Origin of the sequence: Rhizobium sp. Leaf453 (assembly GCF_001425605.1) — a bacterium.
GTDB lineage: Bacteria > Pseudomonadota > Alphaproteobacteria > Rhizobiales > Rhizobiaceae > Pararhizobium.
This window is the reverse complement of record NZ_LMRG01000023.1, coordinates 529614-545258: the sequence shown is the minus strand read 5'-3', so window position 1 is coordinate 545258 and position 15645 is coordinate 529614. Positions and strand designations below refer to the sequence as shown.

Sequence of the window (15645 nt, the reverse complement as noted above, 5' to 3'; positions counted from 1 at the left end):
TTCAGGCCGCCGCCTGTCGGTCCTGTTCATGAACGAAAGCGTTGATGCGCTCAATCACCGGAGCGGCGGAGACGATACGGCGATGGCCGAAACCATTCGCCCAGTACAGTGACACGTTCGGACCCGCAGCAGCATAGCGTCGGGCATGACCGGCCGCGACCTCCTTATCGTCCTCCGCATGAACAACCAGCGTCGGCACGGTGAGAACGCCCAGCACGCGGGCTGCGTCAAACTCCTCGATTCGCCGACCGGACAGGCGGACAACCATGTCTTCGAGCGCTGCCTGCGCTTTTGCTGGCAGGCGAAGATATTGGCCGAAATCCGTGAAAAGCCACTTCATCTCGCTCGGCGCGCCGATCAGCACCATACGTTTGGCGCTGTGCGAAGGCACGTCGCAGACGAGTCCGCCGGCGGCACAGGCAAGACTGGCGCCGCCGAAGGAATGCCCGATCGACACATCAAAGCCGCCGAAATGCCGCCAGGCCGCATCGATGGCCCTCACCGCCGCCGGCATTGTCAGTGTCCGCCCCGGCGAAGCGCCATGTCCCGGCAAATCGAGCGCGATGACATCCGCGCCACCGGCCACCAGACCGTTGATCATCGTGGCGAGATAGTCGATGCGCGATCCCCATCCGTGTGCGAGCAGGATGCGCTTGGTGGCGAGCTTTCCGGGCTCCGCCTCGAAATGTCGTGCCATGGCCCAGCCACCGGAAAAGGACAGAGACACCGGTTTCCCACGCGCCATCACAGCACCTGCAGCTTCAAGCAGCGCTTTCTCCTTCGGATTCTTCGGCCTGCGCCCTGGCGTGACGCTGAACAGGCGGAACGCCAGTCGCCCCGCCGCCTCGGGAGAGAAAGCCGACAGGCTTTTGAAGACGAGACGGGTGACCTCGATCACAAAGGATGCCATAGTGGGGCTCTCTCTATAAATGTTCAATGGTGAACATTATTGTACAACGATGAACAAAAAGCAAGTTCCGATCACACATCATCACTTTCCGTGGGACCACCCGCGTTTTCGCAGCTGGATCGCCGTCGCCCGTGCCTGCCAGCTCATGCAGCAGACCCTGACGCGCGCGCTCGCCGAGCTCGACATCAAGCCGCCGCACCTGGATATCCTGGTCAATCTCTATCGCTTCGAAGGAATCACCCAGCAGGAACTGGCGCGAAAACTGCTGGTCGGCCGCTCCAACATGAGCATGCTGCTGCCGCAACTGGAAAAACGCGGCCTGATCGAGCGGCGTGGTGATGAGAAGGACAAGCGCGTCCTGCGCCTGTCGTTGACCGAGAGCGGGCGCGCACTCAGCGAACAGGCAATGGAGATCCAGACGGCGATCATCGACAAGTCGATGGAAGATTCGCCGATCGAGGAATGCATGATCGTCGCGCAGGCCATGGAACGCCTGGTCGGTATCCTGTTGAAGGATGCAGGCGACCCCGATTAGGAATGTGCGCGGTTCAGCGCGGCTTTTCCGCCTTGTCGCGGGTCATGCCCTTGTCGGCGAGATCCTTTTCATAGGCCGCAAATAGCGTCTCGCCGTTCTCGCCGAGTTCACGGAGGTAGGTCCAGGTGAAAATCCCGGTATTGTGGGTATCGTCAAAGCCGATGCGCACAGCGTAATTGCCCGTCGGCGTCATAGAGATGATGGAAACATTACGCTTCCCCGGCACGGTTAGCCCCTGTCCCGGGCCATGGCCCTGAACCTCGGCGGATGGCGAGAGCACACGCAGCATCTCGGCCGAGAGATCGAAGGAGACGCCATCGTTGAAGGTAACGGTCAGCCGGTGACGATCCTTCGACACGCGCAGTTCGGTCGGCCAGATGTCGCTCATGTTCATGCGTCTCCATTGTTTGCCGGAGCACTAGCGCAGATTTTGCTTCTAGGGAATTGCCTGCGGCATCGCGACCGCTTCCCGCGGCAAAAGGAAACTGTTTCAAGCGTGTTTCTAAAGCTTTTGAGTGCCTGCGTCTTGACGCCGCCGTCTTTGCTCACGACATTGGCAGGACAGGGAGAATTTCGTTGAATAGCGTCACCATCGACCGGACCGGCGTTCAACCGCTGGCCGATGCCAAGGCCCCGATGATCGACCCCTTCGGGCGCGCCGTTACCTATCTCAGGGTTTCGGTGACGGATCGCTGTGACTTCCGCTGCACCTATTGCATGGCGGAAAACATGACTTTCCTGCCGAAGAAGGACCTACTGACGCTTGAGGAACTCAATCGTCTCTGTTCCGCCTTCATCGCCAAGGGCGTGCGCAAGCTGCGGCTGACCGGCGGCGAGCCGCTGGTGCGCAAGAACGTCATGTTCCTGATCCGTGAACTCGGCAAGCATGTCCATTCCGGCACGCTCGACGAACTGACGCTGACCACCAACGGTTCGCAACTGTCCAAATTCGCTGCCGAACTCGCCGATTCCGGCGTTCGCCGCATCAACGTCTCGCTCGACACGCTCCATCCCGACAAGTTCAAACAGATCACCCGCTGGGGGGAACTGTCAAAGGTGATGGAAGGGATCGACGCGGCGCAGGCCGCCGGCATCCGCGTCAAGATCAACGCCGTGGCGCTCAAAGGCTTCAACGACGCAGAAATTCCCGACATGCTGCGCTGGGCGCATGGGCACAGCATGGATCTGACGCTGATCGAGACCATGCCGATGGGCGAGATCGACGAAGACCGCACCGACCATTACATGCCACTCAGCGAGATGCGAGACCGGCTGGCTGCACAGTTCACCCTGTCTGATATCGCCTACAAGACCGGCGGCCCGGCGCGCTATGTTCATGTCGCCGAGACCGGCGGCAGGCTTGGCCTGATCACGCCGATGACCCACAATTTCTGCGAAAGCTGCAACCGGGTTCGCCTCACCTGCACCGGCACGCTCTACATGTGTCTCGGCCAGAACGACGCCGCCGACCTGCGCTCCGCGCTCCGCGCCTCCGACGATGACGCCTATCTGTCTTCAGTCATCGACGAAGCCATCGGCCGCAAGCCGAAGGGCCACGACTTCATCATCGACCGCACCCGCAACAAGCCAGCCGTGGCCCGGCACATGAGCGTTACCGGCGGCTGAGAGTTTTCCGCAGCCAGGAGGCTCCGATGAAACTGCCCTCGCTCACTCTTGGCCTGTTTCTCGCCGCAACGGCTCCGGCATTGGCGCAATCCGCAAGCGTTGGCCAGGATCATATCCGGGACGCGGAAAATTTCGTGCAGGCGGCGCTCGGTGAAGATTGCGAGATGAACAGCCGGACCGACATTCCGTTGAACTCGACCGAGCCCGAAGACGTCAGCCACTTCGTCTACGAGATCAAATACCGCGCGTCCTATCAGTCTGCCGACGAGCTGGAAAAGCGGGCTGAACTCTACCAGATGTTCTGTGGCATGGGTGCCTATAACCTGCAGCACGCTTTCCTGCTGCGCGATGATGAAACCGGCCGGTTCCAGCTGGTGGCTTTCGCGCAGCCGAAGCTCGTCTACGACTATGCCGATGCGGATATGACCAGACTGAACGCCGCGCCGAAAATCTCCGGCTACACTGCAAGACATATCCTGATCAACGCGACTTACGATCCGACTCGCAAGACCGTCGCCAGTCATGGTTTCTGGCGGGGTATCGGCGATGCCTGGGACCGTGGCGAATGGACATTTTCTGACTTCGATTTCGCCCTGTCGAAATACGAAGTCGATCCCACCTTCGACGGCGCGACCGAGCCAGGCAGCCAGAAAAGCTATGTCGTCTATCCGCAACGGTAGCGCCCGAGGAACAAACCGATCCGGCTCACGTTGAGAGAAACCCGAACGCAAACGGCAAGCGGTCGTCCCCATGTTCAATTCCGTCGAAGAGATCGTGCGCGCCAGTTTTGACTGCTACCTGACCTCGGACAGGTCACGGATGGAATCGCTTCTCGCGGCGGACTTTTCCTTCACCAGTCCTTACGACGACCACATCGATCGCTTGGCCTATTTCGATCGCTGCTGGCCAGCCGCCGGCACTTTCGAAACGCTGGATCTTCTGCTTGTCGATGTCTGCGAGGAACATTGTTTCGTGCTCTACGACGCCACGTGGAAAAACGGCAAGACGGCACGCAATACCGAGCTTTTCACGATCTCGCATGGACAGATCCAGTCCGTCGAAGTGTTCTTCGGCCTGCCGCCTGGCGGCCCCGTCTCCGGTCCACCGGCCTGAAACGGCAAGACCCGCGCCGGTTTCCCGACACGGGTCTTTTTAATTTTGGCCGTCGGCTTATCAGGCGGCGTAGCTGCGGCCGTATCCATGCACGCTTCCACCGGACATCGAGCGGCTCGTACCGGTCTTGAAGCGCTCGATCTTCTCGTTGAGCACATCGACCTGATGGCGCAAGCCATGGATTTCGGCGGTGTTTTCCTCGACCATGGCTGCGTTCTGCTGGGTCAGCAATTCGACCTCGTGAACGGCCTGGTTGACTTCGTTCAGCCCGCGATACTGGTCGGCCGCAGCGGCTTCGATGTTGCTGACCAGCTGATGGATCGACGAGATGTGATCGTTGATGACGGTCAGGGCAGCCCCCGTCTCCTGCACCAGTTCGACGCCGCTGCGGACCTGCTTGGAGCTGTCGGAAATCAACCCCTTGATCTCGCGGGCGGCGCCGGCGCATCGCTGTGCCAGCTCGCGAACTTCCTGGGCGACGACGGCAAAGCCGCGACCGGCCTCGCCGGCGCGGGCAGCCTCGACGCCGGCATTCAGCGCCAGCAGATTGGTCTGGAAAGCGATCTCATCGATAACGCCGATGATCGTCGAAATCTTGTCGGAGGACTTGTTGATCGCGGCCATGGCCTCGATCGCTTTGGCGACGACCTCGCCGGAGTGCTGCGCATAGCTCTGTGTTTCATCGACGGAAACCGTGGTCTTGCGAGCGCTTTCCGCGGTCGAACGGACGATCTCGGTCAACTGGCGCAATGCGCGCGAGCTTTCCTCCAATGCCGCCGCCTGCTGCTCGGTGCGGCGGGCGAGATCATCTGCGGACGAGGCCAAGTTGCCCGTGCCGCTGGTGATCTCGTTGGTCACGCCACGAACGTCGATCAGCGTCGCGCGCAAGGCTTCGACGGCGTTGTTATAGGTCTGTGCCATCACGATGTAGTCTTCAGAGAGATTCTCGGCCATGCCCGCTTCCAGGTTGCCGTCGGCAAGCTTGGCGAGGACATCGGAAAGCGCCGTCAACGCTTCCATCTGATCGGCTTCGATGCGGGCACGTTCATGGCGGCGGCGGGCTTCTTCCTCGGCAGTCTGGGTACGCGCGGCTTCGGCCTCCTGACCCAGACGGACATTCTCGACTGCGTTGTCGCGGAAGACAGCCACCGAGCGGACCATGTCGCCGATTTCGTCGCCACGGTTGCGGCCCTCGATCGCGACTTCCAGATCGCCATTGGCAAGCCGGGTCATGGTTTCGGTGACACGCTTCAGCGGGCCACGAAGGGTCTCGATCAGCATCAGACCACCGACGATCGCGAGCAGCGTCCCGGCGACCATGGCAATGATCGACACATTGGCCGAACGCTGGCTATCCTGCTTGCCTGCTTCCTGAGCGCTGCTGACGAAGTTTTCGAGCGTCTGGCTGGAATCAGCGACCAAGGTCGAGGCCTCGGCCTTCGCGGTTTCCCAACGGGCACCAACATCGATCAGTTGCGCAGTGCCCGTATCGATGGCGGCGAGCGACGGTGTCAGCTTACCCGCGAGATCACGCAGCGCCGCATATTTGGCGCCCATTTCCGACAGCTTGGCAGCGCTTTCGCGCACGGCGGCGATATCGGCAATGACGCTGTCGCGGCGCGCCGATTCAAGCTTGCGATGTAGTTCGCTGATGTGCAGGCGGGTATCATCCAGCCCCTTGAAGGTCTCGTTCATGAAGGAAATCAGCGTCTTCAGCGTCGAAATCTCGGTATCCATGCCGACGAAACGCTTCGCGGCGGCATCCGAATTGGTGACGGCCTGCTTGGCGAAATCGGCTTCGTACTTGGAGAACTTGATGAGAGCGGTGCTCAGAAGCCCCTTCTTGACATCGTTGGTGTCGCTGCTGGCCAGGATGTCCTGAATCTTCTTGGTGTCGGCCTTCACTTCGGCGATCTGCTTTTGTACCTTGTCGGAGGCAATCTTTTCAGCTTCGGCAATCTGCTTGAGGAGATGCGGCAGAAGATTGGTCGCCTGCTGCACCTTCGCGTCCGGCGCGATCGCCATGGTCACCGGCAGGCGGAATTTCTTGATGCGCTCGGCCAACCCCTGATAGGCGGCGGCATCGAACAGCATCGCCTTGGCGAAGGCTTCCTTGTCGCCAGATTCCTTGCGGACGAAATCGATCTGCTTGTAGGCGGAGTTGCCCTGCGCGGTCATGTCGGCCATCGCAGCGTCGAGTGACGCGGTGACGCTGTCGCGCTCGGTCTTGATCGACCAAAGCTTGTCTTCCTGGCTGCGCATCGCCTCGCCGAGCGCCACGACAGCTGCAATCTTGGCCTTGTCCGCATCCGCCGTCAGAAGATCGTTCAGTGCCCGGATACCGGTTTCCTGATCGTCGATCCGGGCTTTCAGCGTATTGCGCGCCTCTTCGGTCGGGGCATCCACAAAACTCTGCAGCCCGGTTCTGAGCGCCTGGAAGTCGGACAGATTGTTGATCGTTTCGCGCGTCACGGTCATGTGGCCGTTGAGCGTGCTTGCGGTGAAATAACCAACAAGGCCGATACCGGCGATGAGGGCGACCAGCGGCACGACGAACAGCAGAACCTTGGTGACGATACGCAGACGCTGCAAAGAACGATCGATGAGGGACATTCCGAACTCCAGATGTTGAGCAAACCGGACATTCCCGCCAGACTGCCCTCCGGGGTGGAGAACGGACAAACCGGGACGCGTCATCGCATGTGTCCGGGGTGTCATCCGGTTGAGTCGAACGCGAGAACTTCACGTAACGTCAACCATAATCGCATCATGCGACGGGCAGCGGAATATCGGCACGATAGGCAGGGAAACTTAATATTTCGCCAAAAAACCGGTGGTTTAGCCGAATGTGGCGGAAATGCGCACCGACGTATTTCTATATTCGCAACAGCTGAATTGATTGCGTTTTTACCCGAAATTGCACCGAAATGTGACACCCGAAGGTTAGCAGTTGCATAAAAGAAATGCCGATGCTTTAGAGATGGGCATCATCGGCGGCGTGAACCGGTCAGGGACAGTCAATCGCCGAACTGCAAAAGCGCGCTGGCAAGAACGGACCGGAAAAAATAATGCATTCCACCGCCAATTTTCGCGGCGCAATCTTCATGTGCCTGGCTATGGCGGGCTTCACCTGCAACGACGCGCTGGTGAAATCCGTGACAGGCGTGATGAACAGCGGCCAGATCATGCTGGTGCGCGGCTTGTTCACGTCCGTCCTGGTGCTTTTGCTGGCGCGCCATTTCGGTGCGTTGCGCCCGTTCCGGCACATCTGGACGCCGGCAGTAGCGCTGCGCGTCGTGGCCGAGGTTTTTGCCTCCATCACCTACATCTTTGCGCTCGGCCAGATTCCGCTCGCCAATGCCTCCGCCATCCTGCAGGCCCTGCCCCTGGCCGTCACACTGGGCGCTGCGCTCTTTCTGCATGAGCCCGTCGGCTGGCGACGGTGGCTTGCCATCCTCATCGGTTTTCTTGGCGTTCTGATCGTGATCCGGCCCGGTCCGGAAGGATTTACCTGGGCGGCCTTGAGCGTCGTTGCTTCCGTCGTCTTTGCCGCCATCCGCGATCTGTGTACCCGCAGGATCGATCCCGCCATCCCTTCCCTGTTCATCTCTGTCATCACGGCGACCGTGATAACGCTGACCGGCGCCGTCCTGATCGTGCCGCTCGGTGGCTGGCAACCGATGTCGATGGGTTCGCTCGGGACACTTGCCGCAGCCAGCATTCTTTTGCTGGTGGGTTATCAGTTCATCGTGCTCGCCATGCGCAATAGAGAGATCGGCATCATCGCTCCCTTTCGCTACACCAGCCTGATCTGGTCCATCGGCATCGGCATTCTGTTCTTTTCCGAGGAGCCGGATGTCTGGATGATCACCGGCGTTGCAGTCATCGTCGCGTCCGGCCTTTATACATTCGCGCGCGAAAGACGCCGGCGCGCGCCTGCCCTGGCCCAGGAATCGGAGCCGGCATCGTCATGACGGCAGAAACGGACACGAACAGTTCCCTTGCTCCAGACCGGCCGCCCGTCATCGTTCTTGCCGGTGGCAGATCGACACGCATGGGTAGCGACAAGTCCGCCCGTGAATTGGGTGGCATTCCCCTGCTCCAGCATGTGATCGAGCGGCTTCAGCCGCAGACACGCGCTATCTGCGTCAACAGCAACAGCCTGACCAGTCTGGATTTCGCACCAGACATTCCGGTCTTCACCGATACAGTGCCGGGCCATGCAGGACCGCTGGCCGGTGTGCTGGCCGCGATGCGCCATGCCCACATCCAACATCCGGCGGCAACCCATGCCGCCACCGTTCCGACCGACACGCCGTTTTTCCCACGCGATCTGATCGCCCGGCTGCAAATGGCGGTCAGTGGCTTGGACGAGATCGCCGTCGCCTTTTCCGGCCAGACAATGCATCCTGTCTTTGCCCTCTGGCCTGTCGCCCTCGCCGACGAACTCGAACATTGGCTGGTGACCGACGACAAGCGAAGGGTGCGCGGCTTCATCGAACGTCATCCGATGGCAGCCGTCTCCTTCGCACCACTTGACACAAAAGACGGGCCGATCGACCCATTCTTCAACATCAATACACCGGCGGATCTGGAAACAGCCGAACGCTGGCTTCCCCTGATCCGCGAGATGGAACGATGAGCCCAGTTGATGCCTACGCGCCAAAAGTCTTCGGCATTGCAGGCTGGAAAAACTCCGGCAAGACAGGCCTTGCTGTCCGGCTCGTCACGGAATTGACGGCGCGCGGCTACCGGGTTTCGACGGTCAAGCACGCCCATCATGATTTCGATATCGACAAGGTGGGTGCCGACAGTTTTCGCCATCGTGAAGCCGGCGCCCATGAAGTGACCATCGTCTCCGGCACGCGCTACGCCATCATGCACGAGTTGCGCGGCGCGCCTGAACCGAGCTTCGAGGAAATTCTTGCCCGCCTCGCCCCTTGCGATCTGGTGCTGATCGAGGGCTACAAGCGCGAACCTATCCCCAAGATCGAGGCCCGCCGGTTGGAATCGAAGAACCGCGAGCCGCTGGCGCCCTTCGACCCTCATATTCTCGCCATTGCCGCCGATCACCCGGTCGAAGACACGGCACTGACGGTCTTCGATCTGAATGACACCAGGGCAATCGCCGACTTCATCGAATCGACGACAGGTCTCGTACGCAACGGCGCGTAATCGCACCGTCAGTTGGTCGTGTCGTCACTGCCGTCTTCCGTTGCATCGACCAGCCGGACGAATTCATAGCCCCTGGCCTTGAGGTCGAGGATACCCTTGACCACACCGGCACCGGCCTCATGGGTTGGCTGGTTGATATGGGCGATGATCACGTCGCCGTCCTTCGCTCGGGCGATATGCCGCTCGGCCTGCGCGGCGCCCAGCAGCGAGCCGCCGTCGCCGTTGATGGAGTATCCGGCCACGCGAAAACCCATCTCACGGATCTGGCCAATCGACGACAACGTATATTTCGCCGTTGCACCACGGAACCAGTGCGGCGTCAGCCCTTCGGCCGTGATCGCCTGCGCGCCGCCCGCCACCTCCACCTCGACCGCCTCCGGGCTGCCCGCCGCAGAAATCCCGTAGATCGTGGCAACACGATCGACGGCCGGCACATGCATCGCGCCGTGGTTCTCTATCTCGAACAGATCCGGCCGCGCCTTGAGCCGTACAAAGGTCTCGCCACCGCGCCGTCACGAAGATCGTCGCCGGAATGTTGTTGTCGATCAGCGTCGAAAGAATGCGTTCATCGGTCTTGCCGCTGCAGGCATCGAAGGTCAGTGCTACGCGTGGTTTAGCCCCCTCGCCGCTTTCCTGTGCCTCAAGCTTCAACTGCGGCTCCACCAGGCGGATCCTGGCGGCGGAAACCTGGCCAGCAGAAAGAGCCAGTGCGAGAACGGCAAGTGTGATTTTCATGGGTATCTCGAATACAGCACCGAAGGGTTCGGGCGGAAAAGAAAAGGATCGATGCAAAACGGCCCGGTGCTGGCTGCACCGGGCCGTTCGTCACGGGATCCCTATCAGACGCCGAATGATGGCTAATTCTGGGCCACAGGGCGGACCAGCGGCGTCACGCGACGGATTGTCACGCGGCGGTTCTGCTGCTCGGCCTCCAGCGTACGCACTTTCAGGAAGCGCTCGCCATAACCCTGGGTCACCAGGTTTTCCGCCGGAATGTCATAGACCTCCGTGAGGAGCGACGCGACCGATTCGGCGCGCTCGTCCGACAGCACCAGATTCGGCTCATTACCACCCACGGCATCCGTATGGCCTTCGATGAAGAAGGTTTCACCCGGATCCTTCTCGATCACTTCCAGCATGGCGTCGGCGACCTTGCGCAGGGTTTTTGCCTGCGACAGGGGAACTTCGGCACTGTTCGTCGCAAAGGTGATCGTATCCAGATCGATACGGCGCACCTTGTCGCGGATGCGCGCGGAGTTTTTCACCTCATCGATCGTATAGGTCCGCTCGACCTGCTCCACCGGCGGCTCGGCCAGGAAGTCGTAGTAATCGCGGTCGGGCTCGCTCGATGTGTCGATGATGTAGTCCTGCACCGGCACGCGCAGACGCATCGGCGGCAGATCCTCGCCGACGTCGAAAGCTGGAGGACGCGGACCGTCGTCGGCTTCCGGCGCATAGATCATCAGGTATTCGCGACCATCAAGGCCGATACGGGAACGCTGGATGATATCGCCATAGCGGTTGTAGATCGTCACAACCCGGATGCCATCAGCGCGTTCGATCGTCTCGCGCGACCGTCCGCCCGACAGTTCCTCGTAGTAGCTCTCACGGGCGTTCCGACGCAGGCGTGGTCGGTCGTCACCACGAACGATGATCTGGTCGCCAAAATCGAGCACCGTCCGGTTGTCGCGCGTTTCATCGATGCGCGGGCGGCGGCGATCATTGCCGGTAAACGCATCGATCAGGTCGGGAATGTTGAATTCCGGCACCTCGTCAACCCTGCGGCCTTTTTCACGGGTCGCGGCCTCAAGTTCTTCGCGGCTCGGTCGGCGATCCCTGCGGCCACGCTGCGCTTCCTCATCGCTCTTGGGAACCTCGACATTCTGGTTTTCCTCGGCCCGAGCGCGCTCGCGCTGCTTGCGCCGCTTTTCGCGCGCACTGGTGTCGCCGCTATTGTCGGCTTCCTTGTCGCTATCGAGAACCGCTGCACCATTGTCGACCGGCAGAACGACCGTGTCGTCGGTCTTCGACGGATCCCGGGCGATCTTCTGCTTTTCTTCCTTGGTGCGCTTGTCGACGACTTCCGGGATGGGCTCGCGGCGCTCACGCGGCTTGCGACCTTCCTGGGTTGCTTCGTCACCATCGACGGCCGGACGCAATCCATCCTCGTTCACCGGCTGCTCACCGTTCTGCTCCGCATCGGCACGGGCCTTCTGCTCGGCACGGATGCGCTTGCGCTCCTCGGCGGTCTTGCGCGCAGCCTCGTCATCGGCGGACGGCTGGGCCTCCTCCGTCTGCTGCTGCTCGGCCTGTTGACGCTTCTTGCGTTCGGCACGGGCCTTGGCCTTTTCCTCGGCAGCCTTCGCCGCTTCGTCGTCGGCAGACGGCTGAGCCTCTTCCTGCTGTTGCTGCTGCTCGGCTTGCTGACGCTTCTTGCGCTCGGCACGCGCCCGCGCCTTTTCTTCTGCTGCAGCCTTCGCAGCCTCGTCGTCGGCGGAGGGCTGGACTTTTTCCTGCTGTTGCTGCTGTTCAGCTTGCTGGCGCTTCCTGCGCTCGGCACGACTCGGTTGTTGCTCTTCTGCGGGCTGCGCTTCCTGCTGTTGCTGTTCGGCCTCCTGGCGTTTCTTCCGGCGCTCGGCGCGGCTCGGCTGCTCTTCCTCGGCAGGCTGGGCCTCCTGCTGCTGCTGCTCGGCCTCCTGCCGCTTCTTGCGACGCTCGGCGCGGCTCGGCTGCTCTTCCTGTGGCTGAGCCTCTTCGGCGGGCTGTTCGGCGCGCTGCTTGCGCTTCTTGCGCAGAAGTTCCTCCGCAGTCGGTTCTCCACCGCCACCCGCCTGTGCCGCGCCATCTTCCTGCGCGACCTCGAACGGCTTCATCAGGCTATCGGCAAGCGCTGGCTGAATGGCAATCGATATCGACAGCATCGGAAACGCCACGGTGGCGAAAAGTCTGGATCGGATAGTCATGTCTTCCTCCTTCAGAGGTCCCGTTTCGTCGTCTTCAACCGGCAGGACGGCCCGGCCTTGTTTTCATTCCTCTTTGGGCAGACCCAAGCGGTCAAAAAAAGGCACACCGGTTCAAATCAGCCATCAACGATTAGCGAAACCTGTATTAACTCGGGATGAATGCTCTGTTCATCTGCCAGGGGACATAGGCCGCCATTTCGTGGAAGCCAGCCCGGGACATGAAGATGTGCGGAGTTTTCATCAACAGGGCTTTGGTTTTCTGTTGATTTTTCCGATTAAAGCGTAGGAATATCCGCTCAGCCCGCCGCAACGACGGCAGGGACGAGGGCGTCCGCAAAGAAGAAAGAAACCGGGCGCCAGCCAAACAGAGAGGATCAACATGCGTATTTCAAGACGTCTCGCCATGGCCGCTTCGGCAGCCGTTTTCGCGCTCATGGCCGGCTCCGCCATGGCCGATGGCGAAAAGATCGTCATCGGAACGGAAGGCGCCTACCCGCCCTTCAACAACCTCGAAGCCGATGGAACCCTGACCGGCTTCGACATCGATATCGCCAAGGCGCTCTGCGTCGAGATGAAGGCCGAGTGCACCTTCGTGACCCAGGACTGGGACGGCATCATCCCGGCCCTGATCGCCAAGAAGTTCGACGCCATCGTTGCCTCCATGTCCATCACGCCGGAGCGCATGGAAAAGGTCGACTTTACCGAGAAGTATTACAACACCGGTCCGGCGATCGTTGTACCGAAGGATTCGACCATCACCGACGCAACGGCCGAAGGCCTTGCCGGCAAGACGCTCGGCGCGCAGTCATCGACGACACACTCCAACTATGCCGAACACTTCTTCAAGGATTCCGAGCTGAAGCTTTATCCGACCCCGGACGAGTACAAGCTTGACGTGGCAAACGGCCGCGTCGATGCCGTCATCGACGACGTCGTCGTGCTGTCGTCCTGGCTGAAGACCGAAGACGGCGCGTGCTGCAAGCTGCTCAAGGCCCTCAACCCCGATCCGGAGATCAACGGCGTGGGCGCCGGCATTGCCGTGCGCAAGGGCGACGCCGAGCTGAAGGGCAAGTTCGACGCCGCCATCAAGGCGATCCGCGCCAACGGCAAGTACAAGGAAATCAACGACAAGTATTTCGACTTCGACGTTTACGGCGGATAATCTTTACCTGTCTCTAAAATGCGATGGCGGGAGGCTTGCCCTTCCGCCATTTTTGCCGGACAACACAAAATAACAATAAACGCGCCATAAGGCCGTGCAGGGGAAATCGGACATATGCAGGCTGCTTTCGCTGCCCTCTCTACTTTTGTCTCGTGGTTCGATCCGTTCTGTGGACCTGTCGGCATTCTCCAGCTCCTGTCGCCGGATTCACTGATGTCCTGCGGCGATAAGGGCTGGGGTGACGAGATCGCCTATGGCTTCCTGATCACCGCCAGTCTCGCCATCTGCACGCTGCCGGTCGGCCTCTTCCTCGGCTTCTTCATCGCATTGGCCAAGCAGTCCGAGGAAAAGTCCCTGCGGCTGGCGACCAATATCTACACCACCATCTTCCGCGGCCTGCCGGAACTGCTGACGCTGTTCATCGTCTATTACGGTCTGCAGATCGTCGCCCAGCAGGTCATGGCAGCGTTAGGCTATGAAGGCCCTGTCGAGATCAACGCGTTCATCGCCGGCATGATAGCGCTCGGTGTCGTGTTTTCAGCCTATTGCTCCGAAGTTCTGCTATCCGCCTTCAAGGCCATTCCGCGTGGTCAATATGAGGCCGGCGATGCGCTCGGCTTTCACCGTGGCCGCACCATGCGTCTGATCATCCTTCCGCAACTGGTGCGCATCGCCCTGCCCGGCCTCGGCAATCTCTGGATGGCCTTGCTGAAGGATACGGCGCTCGTCTCCATCATCGGCCTGCCGGACATCCTGCGCCAGACGGGCGTCGCCGCGCGCGTCACCAAACACGCCTTCGAGTTCTTCTCCCTGGCCTGCCTGCTCTTCCTGGTCCTGGCGATGGTCTCGTCCGTCGTCTTTTCCACCCTCGAACGATACACCAAACGCTCGGAGGTCGGACGATGAGCCACCGTGAAGCCATGCTGCCCGCCCTGCCGCCACCACCCGGTGTAACGCGGCGTGCCTCGCTCTCCCATTATATCGGCCTCGCCGCCCTGGGATTCTGGATCGCCGCCTCCGTCGGCATCTTCCTCTTCGTTGTCGATAGCTGGAGCGTCGAGAAACTCACTAAATACGGACCAAACTTCATCTCCGGCCTTGGCGTCACGCTGACGCTGGTCAGCATCTCGGTCGTGCTCGGCGGCATCCTGTCCCTGCCAATTGCTTATGGCCGGATGAGCAAGAACAAGGTCCTGTCCTGGATCGCCTATGTCTATGTCTACTTCTTCCGTGGCACCCCGCTGATCACCCAGCTCTTCCTTGTCTATTACGGCTTCGGCAGCTTCCGCCCCTATCTCGAGGCCGTCGGTCTGTGGACCTTCTTCCGTGACGCCTGGTTCTGCGCGCTCCTGACCTTCACGCTGAACACGGCCGCCTATCAGGCCGAGATCCTGCGCGGCGCCATCCAGAGCGTGCCGCGTGGCCAGCACGAAGGCGCTGCCGCTCTCGGCCTTCCCAAGCGAATCGCCTTCTTCAAGATCATCCTGCCGCAGGCGATGATCGTGGCCCTACGGCCATACGGCAACGAGATCATCCTCATGATCAAGGGCTCAGCCATCGTCGCCATCGTCACCGTCTTCGACCTGATGGGCGAAACGCGCCGCGCCTTTTCCCGTACCTATGATTTCCAGATGTATCTCTGGGCTGCGGTCCTGTACCTCATCATGGTGGAGATGCTGCGCAATCTCTGGGCTTGGATCGAGGTCCGCCTGACACGCCACCTGAAACGATAAACGGGCTTTTAGCAGCACTCGTTCATGAATGCTGCTAACTCCTTGTAACCATGAAATATTTATGACGAAGCCACAGTCCATTATTGAATCATTAACCAATCGAGCGCTTCAATTGTAGGGACCATCATTGAGCAGAATGAGGTCCGAAATGACAAATGAAATGGAACTGCAGCTCAAAGGCTACGGGCTCACCACCGCCCAGATCCTCTACCGCATGCCCGATCATCCGAGCTTCCTGCAAACCTTCATCTGGCAGCATTATGATCTGGCACCCCATTTTCCGGAAATGAAGAGCTTCCTGAAATTCTGGGAGGAAACGCTGGAAGGCCCCCTGCATTCCGTGCGCTATGTCCACCGCAAGCTGATCTCGGCTTCCGACTGGCGGGCGCTCAAGGGCGAATTCATCATCAATTGATCGCTTGCCTATG

The 15645-nt window shown here is 60.4% G+C and carries 15 protein-coding genes and 1 pseudogene; 11 read left to right on the top strand and 5 right to left on the bottom strand.

Annotated features, from left to right (window positions below; translation table 11 throughout):
- Nucleotide 1: 1 nt before the first annotated feature.
- Nucleotides 2-910 (bottom strand): alpha/beta fold hydrolase, encoded by a 909-nt coding sequence (locus ASG68_RS20690; protein ID WP_062580550.1) that lies wholly within the window; start codon nucleotides 908-910, stop codon nucleotides 2-4.
- Nucleotides 911-959: 49 nt separating this feature from the next.
- On the opposite strand from ASG68_RS20690, the gene ASG68_RS20685 reads away from it, so the two are divergent.
- On the top strand, nucleotides 960-1445 hold the full coding sequence (locus tag ASG68_RS20685; protein ID WP_062580548.1) for a MarR family winged helix-turn-helix transcriptional regulator: 486 nt from the start codon (nucleotides 960-962) through the stop codon (nucleotides 1443-1445).
- A 13-nt stretch (nucleotides 1446-1458) separates the two neighbouring features.
- Here ASG68_RS20685 and ASG68_RS20680 read toward each other — a convergent pair whose 3' ends face one another.
- Nucleotides 1459-1833, bottom strand: coding sequence for a gamma-butyrobetaine hydroxylase-like domain-containing protein (locus tag ASG68_RS20680; protein WP_062580926.1), 375 nt, complete (start codon nucleotides 1831-1833; stop codon nucleotides 1459-1461).
- A gap of 188 nt (nucleotides 1834-2021) precedes the next feature.
- Here ASG68_RS20680 and moaA point away from each other — a divergent pair, with 188 nt between their 5' ends.
- The 3 genes from moaA (at nucleotide 2022) to ASG68_RS20665 (ending at nucleotide 4184) form a co-directional block, all read left to right on the top strand.
- Nucleotides 2022-3071 carry a GTP 3',8-cyclase MoaA gene (moaA, locus tag ASG68_RS20675; protein WP_082554035.1) on the top strand — a complete coding sequence of 350 codons (1050 nt, stop codon included), beginning with the start codon at nucleotides 2022-2024 and terminating at the stop codon, nucleotides 3069-3071.
- A 26-nt stretch (nucleotides 3072-3097) separates the two neighbouring features.
- Nucleotides 3098-3751, top strand: a complete 654-nt coding sequence (locus ASG68_RS20670; protein WP_062580545.1) for a DUF1176 domain-containing protein — start codon at nucleotides 3098-3100, stop codon at nucleotides 3749-3751.
- A gap of 70 nt (nucleotides 3752-3821) precedes the next feature.
- Complete coding sequence (locus ASG68_RS20665; RefSeq protein ID WP_062580543.1) at nucleotides 3822-4184, top strand: nuclear transport factor 2 family protein; 363 nt, start codon at nucleotides 3822-3824, stop codon at nucleotides 4182-4184.
- Between the two features lie 60 nt (nucleotides 4185-4244).
- On the opposite strand, the gene ASG68_RS20660 is transcribed toward ASG68_RS20665, so the two are convergent.
- On the bottom strand, nucleotides 4245-6797 hold the full coding sequence (locus ASG68_RS20660; protein ID WP_062580540.1) for a methyl-accepting chemotaxis protein: 2553 nt from the start codon (nucleotides 6795-6797) through the stop codon (nucleotides 4245-4247).
- 455 nt (nucleotides 6798-7252) lie between these two features.
- On the opposite strand from ASG68_RS20660, the gene ASG68_RS20655 reads away from it, so the two are divergent.
- The 3 genes from ASG68_RS20655 to mobB are packed head-to-tail and all read left to right on the top strand — an operon-like array spanning nucleotide 7253 to nucleotide 9359.
- Nucleotides 7253-8158 carry a DMT family transporter gene (locus ASG68_RS20655; protein ID WP_062580538.1) on the top strand — a complete coding sequence of 302 codons (906 nt, stop codon included), beginning with the start codon at nucleotides 7253-7255 and terminating at the stop codon, nucleotides 8156-8158.
- Nucleotides 8155-8826: a molybdenum cofactor guanylyltransferase MobA gene (mobA, locus tag ASG68_RS20650; RefSeq protein WP_062580537.1), complete on the top strand. Its 672-nt coding sequence runs from the start codon at nucleotides 8155-8157 to the stop codon at nucleotides 8824-8826. The genes ASG68_RS20655 and mobA overlap by 4 nt, the downstream gene beginning before the upstream one ends.
- A complete protein-coding gene (mobB, locus tag ASG68_RS20645) occupies nucleotides 8823-9359 on the top strand; it encodes a molybdopterin-guanine dinucleotide biosynthesis protein B (protein WP_062580535.1) in 537 nt (178 codons plus the stop codon). Before mobA ends, mobB begins: the two co-directional genes overlap by 4 nt.
- A gap of 8 nt (nucleotides 9360-9367) precedes the next feature.
- On the opposite strand, the pseudogene ASG68_RS20640 reads toward mobB, so the two are convergent.
- Both ASG68_RS20640 and ASG68_RS20635 read right to left on the bottom strand, forming a co-directional pair.
- A pseudogene (locus tag ASG68_RS20640) lies at nucleotides 9368-10094 on the bottom strand (polysaccharide deacetylase family protein).
- A 122-nt stretch (nucleotides 10095-10216) separates the two neighbouring features.
- Entirely contained in the window at nucleotides 10217-12322 is a 2106-nt protein-coding gene (locus ASG68_RS20635) for an OmpA family protein (RefSeq protein WP_062580533.1), read from the bottom strand.
- A 379-nt stretch (nucleotides 12323-12701) separates the two neighbouring features.
- Here ASG68_RS20635 and ASG68_RS20630 point away from each other — a divergent pair, with 379 nt between their 5' ends.
- The 4 genes from ASG68_RS20630 to ASG68_RS20615 all read left to right on the top strand — a co-directional run bounded on the left by ASG68_RS20630 (nucleotide 12702) and on the right by ASG68_RS20615 (nucleotide 15632).
- A complete protein-coding gene (locus ASG68_RS20630; protein ID WP_062580530.1) occupies nucleotides 12702-13484 on the top strand; it encodes an ABC transporter substrate-binding protein in 783 nt (260 codons plus the stop codon).
- A 114-nt stretch (nucleotides 13485-13598) separates the two neighbouring features.
- Nucleotides 13599-14390, top strand: coding sequence for an ABC transporter permease (locus ASG68_RS20625; RefSeq protein ID WP_062580526.1), 792 nt, complete (start codon nucleotides 13599-13601; stop codon nucleotides 14388-14390).
- Entirely contained in the window at nucleotides 14387-15217 is an 831-nt protein-coding gene (locus ASG68_RS20620) for an ABC transporter permease (RefSeq protein ID WP_062580524.1), read from the top strand. Before ASG68_RS20625 ends, ASG68_RS20620 begins: the two co-directional genes overlap by 4 nt.
- Before the next feature lie 148 nt (nucleotides 15218-15365).
- Complete coding sequence (locus ASG68_RS20615) at nucleotides 15366-15632, top strand: usg protein (RefSeq protein ID WP_062580522.1); 267 nt, start codon at nucleotides 15366-15368, stop codon at nucleotides 15630-15632.
- Nucleotides 15633-15645 lie beyond the last annotated feature (13 nt).